We start from the raw sequence: 18192 nt of genomic DNA, 5'->3' as shown, positions 1-18192 counted from the left end.
GCCTGGTATCTCGGCCCAGTCGCCGCTAGACAGTCTCGTGTCCGTTGACTCGTAATCAGGCTCCGGGTGCGGTCACCGCTGGGTAGCAGTGACACCGACCAGGCCGTCAATTCTAGAATCGTTGCGACGAGGGCACCGAACAGCGCGAGCGAGGCGCCGCCGACGAATATTGCTATGTGGATGGTCGGCGGCGTCTGTGCAGAAAGGCGGAACCTGAAAATCCTATCTGATACCATGGGACTGGAAAAAGCATTTCCCTAGAAGAACAGATACGGGCTAAAACAAATGTTTACCTGACTACCAGAACGCAAGGTTGCGTATCAGGAGCGGCTTGATTGTGTCAACGGTGTCGATATACTCGTCCTGATGACAGCAGATATCCAGCACAGGCTGATGTATCGAAGAATCGAGTCAATCAGCGTCTCTATTCGATGGAAATGGGCATTCGGATCGAACGCTCCCGGGTCGGAAATGCGGTAGTTTACTGGCTGCCCGGAGAAAAGTCGGGATCAAGCTGAGTCCGCCCAGCATCTGTCACCCAGTACACTCTTGCCCGACCAACTCGCTCCGACTCTACCCACCCTTTTGCTTCCATATCCTGTAGTTTGTTGCTCACAGCGGTATTACTGATATCTAAGCGTTCAGCGAGATCTTTTGGCGCCTGGACTGGCGGGTAGGCCAATCGCATCTCTTTCAGAACGTCAGTTTGCGTGACCGTCGGATCGGGTCCGGGCTTAGACACTTTGGAGTTAATTCACCTGCTTCAAACATAGTAATGCCTCTCGATAAGTGTTTTTCTAGGGCAATTATTATGCGTCCCGGTACATCACCGTGAGGTGGGAGGTGTGCTACAGCGTCCCAATTATCATCTATCGTACCAAACCAACGTCGAGGGCCTCAAAACAACACAACAGCAGACCCGTCACATCGCGTCTCCGCTAGTAACCTACGCATAATTAATCGGCTTACACATACCCAATCTGTATGGACCGAACGGTCGTTATCGGACTCGACGGAGGTAACTGGCCGCTTATCAACGACTGGATCGACGGTGGCCGCTTGCCGGTTTTCGAGCGGCTCCGCGACGAGGGTGCGTGGGGAACCTCTCGGAGTTATCTGCCGCCAGTGACCTGTCCGAACTGGAAGTGCTACGCCTCGGGAAAGAACCCCGGCAAGCTTGGTGTCTACTGGTGGGAACGCATCGAGACCGACGATCAAGAGATGGTACTCCCTGACGCGACGGATTTCACATCGCCCGAACTCTGGGACTATCTCAACGACGCCGGTCTGGAGACGGGCGTGATCAACCTCCCGATGAGCTACCCGCCCAGGGAACTCGACGGGTTCATGATCGCTGGCGGCCCTCGTTCTCGGGAACGCAATTACACGACCCCAACGGAGCTTCAGGACGATGTCGAATCGAGATTCGACTACCGCGTTCATCCCGAGAACGTACTCACGTCCAACAAGGGCGCTGACCGGGAAGTCGAGATGGTCCATGACCTCCTCCGGACGCGGTTACGGACTGCGAAGGCGCTGTTCGAGGAGACCGATGTCTCGTTTCTCCACCTGACGCTGTTCCACCTGAACGTCCTCCAGCACTACTTCTGGGACGGTCCGGAGACGCGCCGTGCGTGGGAGATAATCGACGAGGAACTCGAATGGTTCCTCGAAGCCGACTGCAACCTCGTCCTGATGTCTGACCACGGCTGTACGGAGATCGATACCGTGTTTTACGTGAACGAGTGGCTGGAAGAGAACGGCTACCTCGCGACCGAATCAAGCCTCGCCTCCCGGCTGTTCGATGTCGGCATCACGCAGGAGCGGATCGCCGAGATAGTCCGTACGCTTGACCTGGAGCGGTTTATCAGACCGTTCGTCCCCCGGGCGATCATCGAACGGTTCCCCAGCGACGAGGGTGTCGTCCGCGAGGAGAAGCTCAACATGATCGACTGGGAGAACACCACTGCTATCGGGAGCGGCCAGGGGCTCGTATACATCGTCGCTGACACCGAGGCCGAACATCAGCGAATCTTCGACGCACTGAAAACCGATCTGTCGGCGGTAACGGGGCTCAACGGCGAACCGGTCGTCGAGAGTGTCCACGCGCCGGCGGAGATATACACTGGCGGGCATCTCGACCGTGCACCTGATCTTGTGTTCGAACAACGCTCGGGCGTCCACACGGCCGAAGCGATGGGCCACGGTGAGTCGCTGTCCAGCCCGTCGGACTGGCAAGGCGAGAACGTCCCCGACGGGATGGTCCTTTTCCACGGTGACGGCGTCTCGCCGGGCCATCTCGACCCGATACGGATCTCGGACATCGCACCGACGGTCCTGCACTGGATGGGCCTCGCCGTACCCGACGATATGGACGGATACCCGGTTCTGTCGGCCTTCAGCCCCGAGAGCGAACCGGGTCAGCAAGCCGTAGAGACACGGACGCCACTCCGTGCACAGGACACGTCGGCCCGGACAGACCGGCTCGACGACGATGTCGCCGAGCGGCTTGAGGATATCGGGTATCTGGAGTAGGTCACGGACATCCCGGGAACCGATTCCGCAGCGTTTCGTGGGCTGAATCGATGGTGTCGAATCTGTATCCCTGCCGCCGGTATCGGGTAAGCACGTCGTGCAGCAGTGCGAACCCGTCGACGTTCCGCGAGTAGAGCGCCCGGTACAGTGGTGGGAGGGCACTGGCCGATGTCGGCGTTGCGAGGTCGTGGAGATGGATGTTGAACACGACAGTCGATGGGCCGGCCCGGAGGAGGGCGCTCGTGACTAGGCGGCCAAAGAACCGACAGTACGAGAGCGCCGTGGGAATCGGGACGACTGACGAAAGGACGGTGAAGGGCATCTCGAACAGGTCGAAGCGGTTCAGATACGTCGGTACCGCCGGCGCTTGCGTATTGTTGAAATGGCCCGGCCGCCACGTCGGGAAGACGCTCGCATCGAATTCGTACCCCTCCGCAGACAGTAACTGGTAGTCCGACGCTCTGACGTTCCCGTTCGGGAACCGGTAGCCGACAGGGCGTCGGTCGAAGAACTCGGTGAATCGGTCGGTGCTCCGGGTGATCTCATATCCCATCGAGGTGTTCTCGCGCTTGCTGTGGGTGTGTGAATGAGGGTGAAAGGTCACGGGTTGGCTGCACTCTCGGAGCCGCTCAACCGCTTCGGGGCGTTCGTCAAGCAGTTCGGTCTGAACGAAGCAGGTCAGCGGCGTCTCCGTTGTCTCCAGCAGATCAACGAGGTCATCGACGTACTCAACGGCCTCGTAGACGTTCCTCGTCAGCGCAGTCCCGAAGTCACACTCGAAATCGAGCGTCAGGTACACCGTCCGCTCGTCGGGCCACGGCTGTCTCTGTGGTTCGATTTGGAGTTCCGTGTGCTCCGATCCAGCCCTGTTCCAGCCCATTATCTGTCTACCACCTGCCGCCGGCCGTCGCCACTGGCCTTCGGGTGTTTTAATACACTGTGCTGATGGGTGAATGGCATAATCGATTTAATCTTCGCTTTTCGGTGCTGGTGACGCTTCCGACGAGGCCGCCCGTACCCCTGCCTCTGCCGGCTTCTCGACGATGAGATCTTCGAGTACGAGAAGGTCCAGTCCCATACCGAAGAAGTCCCTGATGGCCTCGTCAGGCTTCGTGACGATCGGCTCACCGTGGTCGTTAAACGACGTGTTCAGAACCACTGGAACGCCCGTGATCGCCTCGAATTCCTCGATGAGACGGTAATAGCGGGGGTTTTGCTCCTCCCGAACTGTCTGCGGCCGAGTGGTGTTGTCCCCAGGGTGAAGCACGGCGGAGATCTCATCACGGTTTTCGGCTACCGTATCGAAGGTTTTGATCATGTACGGCGACGGCTCGCCGTTTACGAGATACGTATCGATGCCCTTCTCCAACATCGACGGAGCGAAGGGGCGCCAGCCCTCTCGGTGTTTCACGTAATCGTTGACCCTGTCAAGGGACTCGATGGTCCGCGGATCCGCGAGGATACTCCGGTTGCCCAGTGCTCGCGGCCCCATCTCCAACCGACCCTGAAACCAGCCGACGAGAGCCCCGTCAGCGATCCTGGAGGCGACGTAGTGCTCTAAATTCTCGGGCTCTTTCGCAACAAGCTTGTTCGTCGACAGGTGCTGTTCGATACTGTCGGTTCTGTAGGATGGTCCCCAGTAGACGTTGTCCATCGGTGGGATCTCGCTGGGCTCGTACTCGAGCATCGCCCCGCCCAACGCGCTGCCGGCGTCGTTCGACACAGGCTGGATGAACAGTTCATCGACGCAGTCCAGTTCCATAACCTGCTTGTTCATCTTGCAGTTAAGCGCGACACCCCCAGCTAAACAGACCTTCGAGTGGTTAGTCCTGGCACAGAATGTCTTGACGATGTCGACAACAATCTCTTCGAGCAACGACTGGGTTGTAAACGCAAGGTCCTTCTCCCACTGCGAAAAGGTCTCAGTCGAGGACTTCCGAGGCCGGTCGAATATATCTTCAAGCCGCTGGGTCCCGATCTCGAACCCTTCGCTCGTAATCTCGGTCAGGTCGTAGTCGACTCCGGTCTCGATGTGCTCTCTGAGTGCCTGTTCGATGTCCTCGTTGTGTTCACCGTAGGGTGCAAGTCCCATCACCTTCCCTTCACCGTTATTCGCGTAGAAGCCGAGGAATTTGGTTACGGCACCGAAGAAGTAGCCGAGGCTGTTGGTGTATGGGTAGGTCCGAAGCCGTTCGAGTCCGCTTTCATCAGCGTGCCAGACAACGGTTCCGTCTGTCTCTCCACGCGCATCCATCGTGACGACGAGCGCCTCTTCAAACTCGGTCGGGAAGAAGCCGCTGGCAGCGTGACAAGCATGGTGGGTTCGGTATTCGATGGGCGGAACAGCGGTCCCTATCGACGAGAGTTCGTTTTCGATGGCGCGTTTGCCCAACACTGCCGGCGTGAGTTCGTTGCGGCTTCGCCAGCCAGTCCGTTTTATCTTCTCAAGTACTGAGTCGGAGCCGGTCCACATCCGTTTGTATATCTTTGGAAGCTCTCGGGGAAATTTCGAAGGAACCCACGGCACAACGACCGTATCTACTGCGTCAATATCGAGCTCTGCAGCTTCCAGGCATGCAGTGATGGATCGTTCGGGAAAGGTATTCGTTGCGTGTTTTGTCCGGGTGAATCGCTCCTCCTCGACACCGAACACGATATCACCATCGCGCAACAGCACTGCGCTCGTGTCGTGTGAGCCTAAATTCTTGATGCCGGGATTAATTGATAGCACGTACTGCGGCATGACATGATAGTAATGAAGAATGTTGATTAGTAAATACCAATTACCAAGACAATTGCGGCATTAATCCGCGGTAAGTAACCGTTTCGGACGATCACCATATTAGGTATAAATATCAAATTAGATAGTAATACGACTATGCTGAGTTTCACGTAATCAAATTAATAGGTTGTAACAACAGTATTCACTCGATAACTAAAGCTCAAGTATCAGTCTATCATAATATAGTGCCATGAGTGGCTTGATTGATATCCCATCCTTCTCAGTGTCGCGACACAGTGTCGCGGTCATTACGCTCATAGCGGCGTTAGTTACCGCTGTAGTCCTGCAGGCACAAGCCCTGTTGACGGTCTCCCTCGGTCCATTGGTTATTGGACCGATGTCAGTCTTGGTTACGGTGGCAGGGGTGCTAGTCGGTCCTATCGCTGTTATCGGATGTGTCGCCGGCTATCTCGTTCATAGCGCAGCATACGGTTTTTTTCCCCTGCTTGATGCGAGCGGCCACGTAGCTCTCGGTCTATCGGTATCGTTGTTCTGGGGTGGTTTCAAAGCTTCCGAGAGCCGGAATCGAACGGTGTATCGATTTCGTGCATTCCTTCTTGTTGCGGTGATAGCGTCCTTTGCCGCGGCGACGTTCGTCACGTGGGGTTACGAGGTGACCGGTCGGTTTCCCTTTTTTCCGAACGTGGTGTTCATCGGACTCGGGAACACGCTCTCCGTTTTGATCGGTGGCAGTATCGCGTTCGCAGTGTTATCGAAACTACGCAATAACCGAAAGTGGCAGTCGATGCTCAGAGCCGTCAACTTAGACCGCTATCCTCGCAATGCCTGGGAGTCACCCGAAATCCGTATCTCAGCCGGATTCCTGTTCGCCTGGATGCTGATTGGTAGTGTCGTCAGTATAGGATTCCAGATAGTCGAGTTGGTCCCGCCGTACCACATCCGTGTCCGGAGTCTCGATCCACTGCTGCTGCTCCATGAGTCCGGCCCGTTCGACCACGGCGGTGCGACACTTCACCTCGGCCTCGGTGTGACCGTGATTTCGCTGTGGCTCATCTCTCTGCGCCGCTATCGTACTGCCACAGCGGAATCTGGCGGATGACAATGACCGGGAATCCCTGCGAAAGAGATAATGTCAGCGGGATTCAAAATAGATCCGTGCGTCTTACGCGCCGAGATGCGCTACTCTCTTTGCTAGCAGGGAGTAGTGCGGGTGTGGCTGGACAGTTCGGGTTGTCATCGTTCGAAGGGCTGAACGAACGCCACGATGACGCCATGACCGATACCGTGGTTAGGGACCTTGCTGCCGTGGCAGAAGTCGTGTATCCGTCTGCGGTATCCGGTATAGAAGAGTTCGTCAGAACCTACGCTGGAGGCTTACCCGACACTCGAAAACAGAAAATCGCGTCGGCTGTGACTGAACTCAACGATTATGCATGCCGTACGCACGGCAACCGGTTCGCTGACTTGCCAGTCGGCGACCGGGATTCGGTCCTCCGAGCGATGGCCGTCGATCGGACGGGCTCTTCACCGGACGGAAACATTTCTGAGCGTATCCGCTACTACGTCGTCAATCAGTTGCTTTACGCACTCTACACCTCTCCTACGGGGAGTAGATTGCTCGGAATCGAGAATCCGGTCGGCCACCCGGGTGGCTTCGAATCCTACCAGAAAGGGCCGTCCCAAGCGGCGTTCACAGCGGAGGGTCAGGCTGATGAGTAAAACTATCGACACACAACAGGACCGCACTCCATCCGATGACGCGGACGTGTGCGTAGTCGGCTCGGGCGTTGCCGGCGCACTTGTCGCGTATTCGCTCGCAAAGCGGGATCACGACGTGGTCGTGCTCGAAGCGGGCCCCAGGTTTGACCCGTCGAGCCGACTCGGACAGATGGAAGAGGCGCTCAGACCGGAAGGGTCGATCAGGGACGTTTGGGAGATGGGTGGCGAACGGGACCGGTACACCTCTTCGGGCGGGGTTTATTACGGGTTGAATACTACGCGTGTCAAAGGTGTCGGAGGAACGACGCTCCACTGGCTAGGGATCACGCCCCGGTTGCACCAGAAAGACTTCGAAATGAACACCCGATACGGCCTCGCCTCCGACTGGCCGATAAGCTACGAACAGCTTCGTCCGTACTACGCCCTGGCCGAACAGGAAATGGGTGTCGCTGGGGGGACCGATAACCCGTTCGCGCCACCCCGTGAAACCGACTACCCCATGCCTGCTTTCCCGCCGAGTTACTCCGACTCACTGTTTGCCGATGCGTGTGACGAACTCGGTATCACGATGCACTCTGTCCCGCAGGCACGGAACACGGAGACGTACGACGGACGGAGCGCTTGTGTCGGATACGGCACCTGTATTCCTGTCTGTCCATCAGGGGCCAAGTACAGTGCCGACGTACACGTCTCGAAGGCCGAAGAACACGGTGCTCGCGTCATCGACCGGGCACCGGTCCAGCGACTCGAACACGACGATCGAGGTGTGAGCGTAACGGCGGCAATGTACGCAACCCCGGACGGAGCCCATCACCGACAAACCGCGGATCGGTTCGTTCTCGCGGCCGGTGCAGTCGAGATACCCCGATTGTTGTTGCTCTCGGCATCGGATCAGTATCCGGATGGGTTAGCCAACACCAGCGGTGTCGTTGGAAAGTACTTTATGGATCAGCCGATCGTTTCGATCACGGCTGAGATCGACGAGCCAACGAACCAGAATCCGATCGGCTATCACACGAGCGAGACACACCAGTTCTACGACCACGAGGAGCCACGGCCGGGCAGCATCAAATTCGTCTTCAACAACGAGAACCCGATAACTGCGGCCGATATCGCAATGCGCGGTGGTAATGAAGGGACACGGGAAGACTTGACGGACGTGCTCGCTGGAGACTCCTGGGGAGATGATGCGCTCGCAACGTTGCGTGAGAGGGTTCCCAACCGCCGGATCAGCATGTTCGCTAACCCCGAACTACTGCCGCGTGAGGAGAACGCGGTCACCCTGGACCACTCTAAGACCGACGACCACGGGAACCCGGTTCCGGATATCTCTTGGAGTATTGGATCCCACGCAATGGAGACGATGGAGTATGCCCGCGAGATACAGAATCGGATTCTGGACGAACTCGATGCGACGGTCCTGCACAAAAGCGACCTATCGGAGCCTAAAACAGCCGCGCACAAGATGGGCACGACCCGGATGGGAACTGATCCCGATACGAGTATCGTCGATCCAACACTTCGGACACATGATCTGGACAATCTCTTTATTGCCTCCAGCAGCACTTTTGTTACCGGCGGGGCGATGAATCCGACACTGACAATCGCAGCACTTGCCCTGAAGGTGGCTGATCACATCCATGAGGGACGATAGAGTGGACACAGATCGTGACGCAACCACAGCGGAGTAGCACCAGCGACTCGATCTTCAGGAATAGTGGTCTACAGAGAGACGATGATATCGTACTCGAGGTTCTCCTCTCCCGCTTTCGGTGGGGACGAATACGTTATCTCGATAGCCCCTACTGACTTACTGCTCACCCAGAACTCCCCGGCAGCGTCCGCTGATGTCGGTGTCACTGTTGCAACTCTCGGCGTGCTGTTGAGCGGGTGTGAAAACGAGAATGTGGCCGTGGATCCGTCGCCGCTTTTCGTCGCTGTCACCGCAGGGAGGTTTGGCGTGTGACCCGACTCTTCATCCCAGACGACGGATGCAGAGCCGTCGGTTGTCGCGATATCACCGGCCACTTGAATGGTTCCGTTATCAAACTTTGCCGTCGGTGAACCGTTCGTGGTCACACCAATCACCCCACCGCTATCTCTCCAGAAACCGGTGTTGTTCTGTTCAGTGAACGTGTAAGAGGGGTCGTTCTGTGTGCCATCTGGGACCTCAACCTCGTTTTCGACAATTACCGTGTCATCAAAATATAGATCTCCCTTATCGCCGTCCCCGGAGTGATCGTCCGCCTCTATGCGAATGTTCCTTCTAGAGCCCTCCTCAAATGGCTTGTGAACGACTTCAAACTCGTCGGCGCGCCGATTGTATCGCATCCCCCAGTCATCTTCGTCACCGAACGTAAGCCAACCGCCTGAAATGTTGGAGAAACCTGTTTCCGAATCCTCTGTTTGGTCTTGACTCTGACTTGATGCTCCCTGACTTGCTAGCTGGTCACACCCTGCAAATAAACCTGTGACAGCAGCAAGCGCAGATGAACTGAGAATGCGTCTCCTATGTACTTTAGGCTGTGGCACTTCATCTGACCCCATGTCATTCTTGATTTGTAATGGATTTTTAAATAACTACTGGCTGTCGTTTGCAGTAGTAGCCTGGACAGACGTTCCATACTCACCCAAACTGTTGAAACTAGTCCGTAGTAGTGATACCACTGTAGCCGGCGAACGATTCGCGGAACGTGTCAGTACGGCATTTGGTTTCTTAACCCAACGCCCGATACCGGTTTTCACACTGTGTTGACGGACAAGTATGCTGCCTGTACTCCTCGTACCGATATGCAACGACTTACCGTATCGCTATTCTTTCTCTGGTCCACTGCCCAAGGTAGCGACATGTTTGCCAGCCAGGCATACTGTCGGACGCCCACATACACAAGGCAAGTACTGTCACGACGATCTCGAACCCCCGAATCCAGAGCCCCAATTCGGGATGTCGGGGGATGTTTTCAGCCGTCCATGAGGGTTTGTGCGCGATCGCCTGCGCCACGCTCGGTGTGATTTGGAGCTGATCGACAATCAGCTCGGCCGGGAGTTCCAGCGGCCAGACCCAGAACGACACTTCTTCGAGATCCACAACAAGCGACCCCTGCAGAAACTGTTCGAGACCATCAAATATCGACGCCGCACTGATACTCACCCCGAACCCGACGGCCGAGTCAGTTTCACCGCGCTGGCAGTAGGTAATAGCACAGACCACCGCGATTACCGGAAAAACGAACAGTATCGAATGGCCGAGTGCTCGTCCCGTTGACACCACGCCAGCCAGCCAGAGCGGCTTGTCGATCAGGTCCGGGAGGAGAGACCCAAAAAGTACGAGAAGCGTCGGGAACTCCTCAGGTGAGTGACGATAGCGTAGGTGAGTATACCCGGAGTAAAGCAGATACCCGATCGCTAGATGTGTGGATGGCCACATGCTCTCTGGTGTTCATTTCCATCTAGCAAATTCTAATATATAAACATCGGCCACGTTCGAACTTACAGGAGCCCTTCACGGGTGTTCCATTTGTATGCTATATCCCGGTGATTGAGTACAATAGATCGATTTGGAGTTCTTGTTTACTATACGAACTTAATCCCGCCGGAAACGTCGCAGTAGTGGGTACATAACAATTATACTCTTGTTATTGTCGCCCCACCATCCGTCGTCTGGCCTGATTAATTGAGGAGCCGACCACGACCGTTAGGAACTGACTTCCAACTCATTGCACTGACTTCACAGATTTATATCAGTGGGAGAACAGTTGCATCGCTCTGATATGCTGGCCAGTTCTTCCGCCACGATAGCCAGTATCTATGATGCCAGATCCGTTAATCCATATCCAGTAGGTCGTGGGGACACCCGAGTCGGACTGGCTTTTCCCCGGATCGAACAGATGACGCCGATTATTCCTTTGCCATCCCAGCGGTTGCATCAAGGTTTCGAGAACGACAGAGCAGCTTCGAACGTGGGCTATATCGCCCTGTGAGAATGTTGATGTGAGGGGAACACGGCGTGTGTATAACTTCAGTCAGATAGTAAATCTCTGTTTTATTCATATGACTTGCGCCGTACGGTCGAACTAGCTCCGAATTCGTCATCCGACCGTTGGTATCATCACAGTCCACAAGCCTGCTTTTGACCGACTTGGAACCGATGAGAACGGACTCGTCGGTCTCACTGATTCGGGACGTTTCTAAGCCGCCGTCAGCAAGCCGATAGGTCCCTCATGCCGGTCACTGGACGCCTCGGGTTCTGGTTCTCTCGAAGGCATATCGTCCGTGATGTGTTCTCTCGTCTCCGAAGAACAACCGCCACAACCACAATCCCGGAAGCGCCACTCCAGCTATCGACGCCATGGGACTGCCACCAGTTGCCAGAGGAGCATCAACCCGGACAGTTCGACACGGATCGCGATACCTCTCTGCAGTCCCCAGACGTTGGTCGCGATGAAGACCTCACTCTCTATGCTCCACACAAATATTTAGGTTCCCCTACCGAGTACTAGCCCTCAAATGCGCTTCACGAGCCGATACTGGGCAGGCATCGCGCTCGCTGGAGTGTTAACCGTCACGTCCCTGTTACTCAAACGACCCGAACCGCTCATCGGAGCCTCGGGCATCGGTGCGTGGCTGTTCGCACAACAGTATCGGTTTCTCCGACAGACGCGACAGACCGTCGACAGCTTGTCAGTTACCCAAACGAGTTCGCGCGACCGTGTCGTGAAAGGGGACCAGTTCACCGTCACGGTCGACGTCTCTGCTGATCACGACATCCCGATCAACGTGGCGGTCACGTGCAATCCGTCTGTCAGCGTGTCCACCATCGACGCTCCGGCTCGGCGCTGTCGGCTCGAGCCTGGCGAGCAAGCCGCAACGACGAGGATGACCACGGCTGGTACAGTTGCCGGAGAGGTTTCGTTCGCGCCGCCCGACGTGACGCTCTCAGACCCGAGCAGGTTTTTCGAAGTGACCGTCCCAATCGGTGAGCCACTGACTGTTCAGATCGAGAACCGTTCCGATCGCGAATTACATGTCGGCGCAGGCGGACAACGACTGGCCGCCGAGTATGGTGAGCACGAGACCCTTCAGCAGGGAGCCGGGCTCGAACCCGCAGAGATCCGGGAGTACTCGCCCGGCGACGAAATTCGGCGGATAGACTGGAAGGCTACGGCACGATACAATTATCCCCACATCCGAAAGTACGAACGTAAGACACAGCGACGGACTGCACTCGTCGTCGACCATCGCGCCAAGATGGGCTTTGGTCCGTCCGACAAGCGGATGTTTGACCACGCAGTGGATGTCGCGCTCCTGTTCCTCACTGACGCCAGGCGAAACGGGGATACCGTGGGCCTTTATGCCGTTGGCGACCACGGGCTGACTGTCGAAACGGACCTCTCTTCGGGAGAAGAACAGTACAACAGACTACGCCGATCCCTGGAGGAATTGCACCCTACCAGTAAGTCCGGTTCCGGTACGCCCGCGTTCACAGCTCACCAGGGCCACGCTCGGCGACTGGCCGATCGGTTGCGCGGGTCGGTATCGTTCGACCGGACGCTCCGCCCGTACGTCTCCGAGCATGACGCCTACGTCCGTCGAATCGAGAGCAGACCGCTGTTTTCGGCAGTTCGAGCCCATGCAACGCCGCTCAGAGAGTCGACGTGGACGGTCATCATCACGGATGACTCCGACCGCGCGGAACTCCACGACACGGTGAAGCTTGCGCAGCAACACGACGGCCACGTCGCGGTGTTTCTGACCCCTAGGGTCCTCTTCGAAGAGCATGCGGCCGACGAACGGGAGTCGGCGTACCGACGGTACCGCGAGTTCGAGGAGTTCCGGCGAGACCTCATGGAACTCGACGGGGTCACGGCGTTCGAGGTTGGGCCGGAAAACAAGCTGGAAGATGTCCTGAGTGTCGGGCGAGCGGCGAACGAGGGGGACGGACAGACCACCGCACCAACACAGCCGCCAGGTGGTGGTCGATAGATGTTGGAACGCGTGCACTCGGCCGGCCGTCAAGCTGTCCGGCGCCCAGCCACCGGTCAGTTCCCGACATTCCCGGAGCTGGTCAGTCTCGGTCTCGCAGTGGCGGTACTCATCGCAGCCAACGGGATGGCTGGTGCCATCATAGGTGCTGTGCTCGTTCTCGTCTGGCTTCACCTGCCCGTCGAGTACATCGTTGCGCTTGGACAGGTTGCACTCGTGGTTTTCGCCGCCGATCAAATCCCGCTGACGCTCCTGCTTGCCGTGGAAGCCAGCCTCGGGTTGCTCTTGGTCGGCTCGCTTTTCGGGGCTTCCAGATCGCTGCTGCCGGGCATCGTCTGGCTCTTCGCATTCCTCACCTTCGGTGGCGGTGCCTGGGTCGCCGTGAATAACGGCGTCGCGCTCTGGCAGGTCGCTATCGCTCTCTGGCTTGTTGCTTCCACAGTCGCGTACGGACTCTACCGACACCAACTCGTCACGCTCGGACTCACAGACGGAGAACACCTCGCATGAGTAGGACAGACGAACCGCTTACCGACGACCGGACCGACTCGACGACTTCTACCCCAACCGAACTAGAGGAGGCGAAGCGACGGATCGACGAACTGGAAGCCGAGAACCGACGCCTCCGCGAAGACTACGTCCGCACGAAACAGCGCCAAAACCGGATGACTTCGGGGGCATTGCTGGTGATTGGACTCATCGGGCTAACAGCTGGAATCGCGTTCCCAGACGACCGGACCGTCCTCTTTGCGCTCGGTGCCACCGGCGTCTTTGGGGCCATCCTGACATACTTCCTCTCCCCGGAGCGGGTTCTCCCGGCAGCGGTGGGTCGTTCGATGTACGATGCAGTCTCGGACACTGGTTCGGCTGTCCGAGACGAACTCGGCCTCACAACGATCTCAGTGTACTGCCCGGTCCAGTCGGCGGCCGATCACGGTCGGGCGCCGGTCCGTCTGTTCGTTCCCCAGTCGACCGACTACGAGCTGCCATCCGAAGGGGACCTCCGCTCGACGTTCGTGGTGCCGGAAGACGGACACAGTCGCGGTGTCGCGTTCACGCCGTCCGCCACGGGGATGCTTGAGGAGTTCGAACAGACCGCCTCAGGCAGCATGAGCGACCAACCAGAGACGCTAGCAAACCAACTGTGTGACTCCCTTGTCGAACAGTTCGAGCTGGCCCGCTCCGCCGAGGCGGAATCGGATCGAGAGAGCCGGCGTGTCACTGTCCGCGTTTCGGGTTCGGCGTATCCCTCGGTCACCAGGTTCGACCATCCGATCCCGTCGCTTCTCGGGGGCGGTCTCGCTTGGGGGCTCGAAGAGCCGGTCACCGTTGAGACGGTATCCGCTGAGGAGGAGTCGGCGTATCTTGTCACCTGTCGGTGGTGACACGAAGACAGGACACGCGGGCAGGACCGCTGACAGACCGTTCCTCAACGCTTACTCGTCGTCGAACTCTGGAGACGACCCACCGTCGCTGACGGCCTCGGCCGAGCGAATCATATCGTCGTGTGTCGGCGGCGTCACCGTTCGGAGCGTCTCCTCGATTATTTCCTCGGGAGTGACGTCGCTGAGTTCGGCGTCGGTACTGAGTACGAGCCGGTGGGCCAGTACCGACTGGGCCAGCGCTTTCGGGTCGTCCGGAATGACGTAGTCACGCCCGCGAATGGCTGCCAGTGCCTTCGAGGCCTTGAGGAGATGAATGCCGGCTCGCGGTGAAGCCCCGTGTGCAGTGTCGGTACTAGCTCTGGTTCCCTCGACGATGTCGAGAATGTACTCACGAACTGACGCGTCGATGTACACGTTTTCGACTGCCTCCTGTGCCGAGAAAATTTCGTCGGTCGAGATGACCTGCTGGGTCTTCTCCGGTCCGAGGTCGGGAGTCTCGTCGAAGCGCGCATACAGCTCGTTTTCGAGCTCGCGAGGGGGGATGTCGACGGTGAGTTTGACCTGAAAGCGGTCGCGTTGGGCCTTCGGTAGCGAGAACGTCCCCTCCATATCGATAGGGTTCATCGTCGCGATGACCATGAACGGGTCCGGAAGCGGGAGCGTCTCTCCCTCAATGGTCACTTGCCTTTCCTGCATCGCCTCGAGCAGCGCGCTCTGTGTTTTGGGTGTCGACCGATTGATCTCGTCGACCACGACCAGATTCGAAAAGATGGGGCCCCGTTTAGTCTCGAAATCATTCATCGTCTGCCGATATATTTTCGTCCCAGTGATATCCGCCGGCATGAGGTCCGGTGTCATCTGGATGCGCTGGAAGTCCATACCGAGTGTCCACGCAAACAGCTTGGCCACCGTCGTCTTCGCCACGCCTGGAACGCCCTCCAGAAGTACGTGTCCGTCAGTGAGCAGCGACACAGTGAGCTCTTCAATTACACGTTCATTGCCGACGAGGACGTTGGCAGCCTCGGCACTGATTTCTTCGTACAGGGACTCAGGTGTGACCATCGTACAAATGGTTCCAGTGTAAATGATTTATCTTGCTGTTCATTTATATATTCTGATTTATATACATGCTGCCGGAGTTAGGCACGTTGTATAGAACGTCGTCTCCGGAGTAATGCCTCCATTCCTACCCATAGCGATATTTTATAAGTGCCACGGCCACGATACCGATGCTCCCGAGGAGTCCGCGAAGGATCGGTACTTCTCGAACAGTCAGTATAGCGGCTGTGAGCGGTGGGATGTCCTCACCGTGTGAGTAATCGAACAACACCGTCTCGTGACCGGACATGATCGCGCGGACGAATTGACGGTTGTCGGGACGATTGAGCATCGTATTGATAAATACGCTGGGGTCCGATACGACGACGACACGACCCTGTCCGATCGGCTCGACTGTCACTACGGGATAGTTGTCTAACTGTTCGTCCCGATCAATCGCACCGTTTCGGTTTGTATCGAGATAGCTGAACGACGAACTGTTGACGAGGACGCGTGCACCGCTGGGTTGCACTGCGGTGCCGTGATTCAGTGAGAGTTGCTCAGTCGTTCCGGTCAGCGTGTGCGGGGTAACGTCCGGTGCGACGACTAACTCCGGGGACCGATAGTACCTTTGCCCGTCACGAAGTAGTCGCCCGTCGACTCTCGCACGTGTGTTAAGAGCCGACAGTAGCGGATTTGTCTGTTCACCAAAATCCTCGGCAACGACGAGCGTGCCGCCCTCCCGGACGAACTGCTGGATGCGAGCGACGTCGTCGCCACTGTACGTGCTGTCGGGCGAAAGAATGATCGCAACGGTTGCGTCCGGATCAACTCGTTGGTACTCGGTCGTATTCGTAGCGATAACCGGCTCAGCACCGACTGCTGTGGCTTCCTGCCGGAACGACGATGTCCCATCCCACCCCTGATTGTACGTCCCGAAGGCGCTTGTGGAGGTACTCATCACGATGGCGACAGCCACCACCGTCACGACAGTCAACGCGATGAGAAGGAGCCGAGGGAAATCCAGCCGGGAGTGGCGCGCCATTCAGTGACGGCCTCCGTGTGGTTGTGAAAGCGCGTACCCACTGTTGTCGTACACTTTGCCCCAACACCCAGTATAACTTAGAAACACGGTCGGTCCTGACCTGTACGCAGTGCCGAGTGACTGGCCGCTCGGTGGTCCGACCCCACGACGATACCGCTCCGAAGCCATATACAATATACAAAGCGGAACAATATTTGTAGCTACCGCCGTGTGAGTTATTCTCGATAGGCATGCCGACGAAGTTGGACGCCGCGTGTCTCTTCACCGGTCAGAAGCCTGAACCTAGGACTCCCGAGCGCTGAACACCACATCGTCCGGTATCTATAAATGGCAATTCGACGATAAAACAGTTGCATGCCTGTCATCACAGGGAGAGATGAGTCTCGCTCGAGGGCGGCAGAGTTCGGACTCGGCCTTGGCGAGTGCAACCGTCACCGGAAGCAATAGAACCAGTCCTATGCTGGGTGAAATAATCTTCTGGTCCACAGCGCTTGTTCTGATCCACGTCTACCTCCTCTACCCCGGTGTCCTGTACGGTCTCAGTGTGATACGTGATCAGTCGGAGCCGTACGACCTGAACGACGGCGACCTTCCCGCTGTCACGCTGGTCATCGCCGCGTACAACGAGGAGGAGATAATTGGAGAGAAGATACAGAATTCCCTCGAGCTTGACTATCCTGACGAGCACCTCGATATTGTCGTCTTTTCTGATGCGTCATCAGACAGCACGGACCGAATCGTTCGATCGTATGAGGATGCAGGGGTGCGCCTGGAGCGTATCGAGGGACGGGTCGGGAAGACAGAGTGTCAGAACCGCGTTGTGGAAGGTCTCGACAGTGATATCGTGGTTTTCTCCGACGCCGACAGCATGTATGAGGCCGATGCCATCCGAAAGCTGGTCGCTAAGTTCGCCGACAACGTCGGCTGTGTCGTGGGCGAACTCCGGTACAAGAAGTACGGTGTGGAGGCAGAATCCTCGTACCGGGCGTTCGAGAAACTCATCAAGCGGCTCGAGGCGAAGGTTAGCTCTACTGCCGGCGGGAACGGCTCGATATACGCCGTCAAACGCGATTCGTACGTCCCCCTGCCCGCAAATCATATAAGCGACTTCTCGGAGCCGCTGGCGATTGTCCAGCGAGGGGAACGCGTCGAGTACGCTGCTGAGGCGCGTGCATGGGAGAATACCGGTGAGACCGTCGAATCGGAGATGAGTCGCCGTATCCGCATCGTCACTCGCTCCTGGCACACGTTCTTCGATTATCTTGGTTTGTTGAACCCGATCCGCTATCCACTGTTCAGCTTCGAACTCCTCTCTCACTGGGTCCTTCGATGGCTGTCACCGCTGTTGCTCGGTCTGATCGCGGTGACGAATGTCGCACTCGTTCTCGCCGATGCACATCCGATCTATCTTTTGACCCTGTTCGCGCAGGGAACCTTCTATTTGCTCGCGCTGATCGGCGGTGCGATGGAGCGACTCGACCGCTCGAACCCCCGAATCACGTATGTTCCCTACTATTTTGTCGTGCTGAACTACAGCCTTGTCGCCGGGCTCCGCAACGTCGTGCGGAACCGGAACATCGTCACCTGGGACACCGAAACCAGAACCGACTCGGACTGACACGCGCCCGTTTCTCATGGCGACTCTGTCACCGCCCTCTCTTGATTCAACCAGAGAGTTCCGCTGACCAAGTGGAAGTAAACCGCGTATGCCCCGAAAATAGCTGATAGGACTGCTGGAGGCCAGG

The 18192-nt window shown here is 57.3% G+C and carries 15 protein-coding genes; 8 read left to right on the top strand and 7 right to left on the bottom strand.

Annotation, left to right across the window (positions count from 1 at the left end; genetic code table 11):
• Positions 1–481 precede the first annotated feature (481 nt).
• Positions 482–742, bottom strand: a complete 261-nt coding sequence (locus tag ACY9XZ_RS10740; protein ID WP_463457033.1) for a MarR family winged helix-turn-helix transcriptional regulator — start codon at positions 740–742, stop codon at positions 482–484.
• Between the two features lie 242 nt (positions 743–984).
• Here ACY9XZ_RS10740 and ACY9XZ_RS10735 point away from each other — a divergent pair, with 242 nt between their 5' ends.
• Complete coding sequence (locus ACY9XZ_RS10735; RefSeq protein ID WP_463457032.1) at positions 985–2535, top strand: alkaline phosphatase family protein; 1551 nt, start codon at positions 985–987, stop codon at positions 2533–2535.
• Between the two features lies 1 nt (position 2536).
• Here ACY9XZ_RS10735 and ACY9XZ_RS10730 read toward each other — a convergent pair whose 3' ends face one another.
• Together ACY9XZ_RS10730 and ACY9XZ_RS10725 are read right to left on the bottom strand one after the other, a co-directional pair.
• The gene (locus ACY9XZ_RS10730) at positions 2537–3415 is read right to left on the bottom strand and encodes a polysaccharide deacetylase family protein (protein WP_463457031.1); all 879 of its coding nucleotides are present in this window, start codon (positions 3413–3415) and stop codon (positions 2537–2539) included.
• 87 nt (positions 3416–3502) lie between these two features.
• On the bottom strand, positions 3503–5278 hold the full coding sequence (locus ACY9XZ_RS10725; protein ID WP_463457030.1) for a carbamoyltransferase family protein: 1776 nt from the start codon (positions 5276–5278) through the stop codon (positions 3503–3505).
• Between the two features lie 229 nt (positions 5279–5507).
• Here ACY9XZ_RS10725 and ACY9XZ_RS10720 point away from each other — a divergent pair, with 229 nt between their 5' ends.
• Genes ACY9XZ_RS10720 through ACY9XZ_RS10710 form a run of 3 tightly spaced genes read left to right on the top strand, consistent with a single transcriptional unit; the run spans position 5508 to position 8651 of the window.
• Positions 5508–6377: a hypothetical protein gene (locus tag ACY9XZ_RS10720; RefSeq protein ID WP_463457029.1), complete on the top strand. Its 870-nt coding sequence runs from the start codon at positions 5508–5510 to the stop codon at positions 6375–6377.
• A 56-nt stretch (positions 6378–6433) separates the two neighbouring features.
• Entirely contained in the window at positions 6434–6997 is a 564-nt protein-coding gene (locus tag ACY9XZ_RS10715) for a gluconate 2-dehydrogenase subunit 3 family protein (RefSeq protein WP_463457028.1), read from the top strand.
• On the top strand, positions 6990–8651 hold the full coding sequence (locus ACY9XZ_RS10710) for a GMC family oxidoreductase (protein WP_463457027.1): 1662 nt from the start codon (positions 6990–6992) through the stop codon (positions 8649–8651). The genes ACY9XZ_RS10715 and ACY9XZ_RS10710 overlap by 8 nt, the downstream gene beginning before the upstream one ends.
• Before the next feature lie 68 nt (positions 8652–8719).
• Here ACY9XZ_RS10710 and ACY9XZ_RS10705 read toward each other — a convergent pair whose 3' ends face one another.
• Both ACY9XZ_RS10705 and ACY9XZ_RS10700 read right to left on the bottom strand, forming a co-directional pair.
• Complete coding sequence (locus ACY9XZ_RS10705) at positions 8720–9544, bottom strand: hypothetical protein (protein ID WP_463457026.1); 825 nt, start codon at positions 9542–9544, stop codon at positions 8720–8722.
• A gap of 253 nt (positions 9545–9797) precedes the next feature.
• Complete coding sequence (locus ACY9XZ_RS10700; RefSeq protein WP_463457025.1) at positions 9798–10424, bottom strand: metal-dependent hydrolase; 627 nt, start codon at positions 10422–10424, stop codon at positions 9798–9800.
• Positions 10425–11503: 1079 nt separating this feature from the next.
• Between ACY9XZ_RS10700 and ACY9XZ_RS10695 the strand changes: the two genes are divergently transcribed.
• Genes ACY9XZ_RS10695 through ACY9XZ_RS10685 form a run of 3 tightly spaced genes read left to right on the top strand, consistent with a single transcriptional unit; the run spans position 11504 to position 14364 of the window.
• Positions 11504–12979 carry a DUF58 domain-containing protein gene (locus ACY9XZ_RS10695; protein ID WP_463457024.1) on the top strand — a complete coding sequence of 492 codons (1476 nt, stop codon included), beginning with the start codon at positions 11504–11506 and terminating at the stop codon, positions 12977–12979.
• Positions 12980–13489, top strand: coding sequence for a hypothetical protein (locus tag ACY9XZ_RS10690; RefSeq protein WP_463457023.1), 510 nt, complete (start codon positions 12980–12982; stop codon positions 13487–13489).
• On the top strand, positions 13486–14364 hold the full coding sequence (locus ACY9XZ_RS10685; RefSeq protein WP_463457022.1) for a hypothetical protein: 879 nt from the start codon (positions 13486–13488) through the stop codon (positions 14362–14364). The genes ACY9XZ_RS10690 and ACY9XZ_RS10685 overlap by 4 nt, the downstream gene beginning before the upstream one ends.
• 51 nt (positions 14365–14415) lie before the next feature.
• On the opposite strand, the gene ACY9XZ_RS10680 is transcribed toward ACY9XZ_RS10685, so the two are convergent.
• Together ACY9XZ_RS10680 and ACY9XZ_RS10675 are read right to left on the bottom strand one after the other, a co-directional pair.
• A complete protein-coding gene (locus ACY9XZ_RS10680; RefSeq protein WP_463457021.1) occupies positions 14416–15426 on the bottom strand; it encodes an AAA family ATPase in 1011 nt (336 codons plus the stop codon).
• Between the two features lie 124 nt (positions 15427–15550).
• Positions 15551–16447: a DUF4350 domain-containing protein gene (locus ACY9XZ_RS10675; protein ID WP_463457020.1), complete on the bottom strand. Its 897-nt coding sequence runs from the start codon at positions 16445–16447 to the stop codon at positions 15551–15553.
• 544 nt (positions 16448–16991) lie between these two features.
• On the opposite strand from ACY9XZ_RS10675, the gene ACY9XZ_RS10670 reads away from it, so the two are divergent.
• Entirely contained in the window at positions 16992–18065 is a 1074-nt protein-coding gene (locus tag ACY9XZ_RS10670) for a glycosyltransferase (protein ID WP_463457019.1), read from the top strand.
• Positions 18066–18192 lie beyond the last annotated feature (127 nt).

The organism is Haloarcula sp. HT12 (assembly GCF_055271655.1).
The sequence above is the reverse complement of the archived record's forward strand: the minus strand, read 5'-3'. Positions and strand labels throughout refer to the sequence as shown.

What these genes read in the sequence shown, in the direction of transcription:
- ACY9XZ_RS10680 (WP_463457021.1), bottom strand. Translation starts at nt 15,426, where the DNA reads ATGGTCACACCTGAGTCCCTGTACGAAGAAATCAGTGCCGAGGCTGCC.
- ACY9XZ_RS10725 (WP_463457030.1), bottom strand. Translation starts at nt 5,278, where the DNA reads ATGCCGCAGTACGTGCTATCAATTAATCCCGGCATCAAGAATTTAGGC.
- ACY9XZ_RS10685 (WP_463457022.1), top strand. Translation starts at nt 13,486, where the DNA reads ATGAGTAGGACAGACGAACCGCTTACCGACGACCGGACCGACTCGACG.
- ACY9XZ_RS10690 (WP_463457023.1), top strand. Translation starts at nt 12,980, where the DNA reads ATGTTGGAACGCGTGCACTCGGCCGGCCGTCAAGCTGTCCGGCGCCCA.
- ACY9XZ_RS10735 (WP_463457032.1), top strand. Translation starts at nt 985, where the DNA reads ATGGACCGAACGGTCGTTATCGGACTCGACGGAGGTAACTGGCCGCTT.
- ACY9XZ_RS10695 (WP_463457024.1), top strand. Translation starts at nt 11,504, where the DNA reads ATGCGCTTCACGAGCCGATACTGGGCAGGCATCGCGCTCGCTGGAGTG.
- ACY9XZ_RS10700 (WP_463457025.1), bottom strand. Translation starts at nt 10,424, where the DNA reads ATGTGGCCATCCACACATCTAGCGATCGGGTATCTGCTTTACTCCGGG.
- ACY9XZ_RS10730 (WP_463457031.1), bottom strand. Translation starts at nt 3,415, where the DNA reads ATGGGCTGGAACAGGGCTGGATCGGAGCACACGGAACTCCAAATCGAA.
- ACY9XZ_RS10705 (WP_463457026.1), bottom strand. Translation starts at nt 9,544, where the DNA reads ATGGGGTCAGATGAAGTGCCACAGCCTAAAGTACATAGGAGACGCATT.
- ACY9XZ_RS10720 (WP_463457029.1), top strand. Translation starts at nt 5,508, where the DNA reads ATGAGTGGCTTGATTGATATCCCATCCTTCTCAGTGTCGCGACACAGT.
- ACY9XZ_RS10675 (WP_463457020.1), bottom strand. Translation starts at nt 16,447, where the DNA reads ATGGCGCGCCACTCCCGGCTGGATTTCCCTCGGCTCCTTCTCATCGCG.
- ACY9XZ_RS10710 (WP_463457027.1), top strand. Translation starts at nt 6,990, where the DNA reads ATGAGTAAAACTATCGACACACAACAGGACCGCACTCCATCCGATGAC.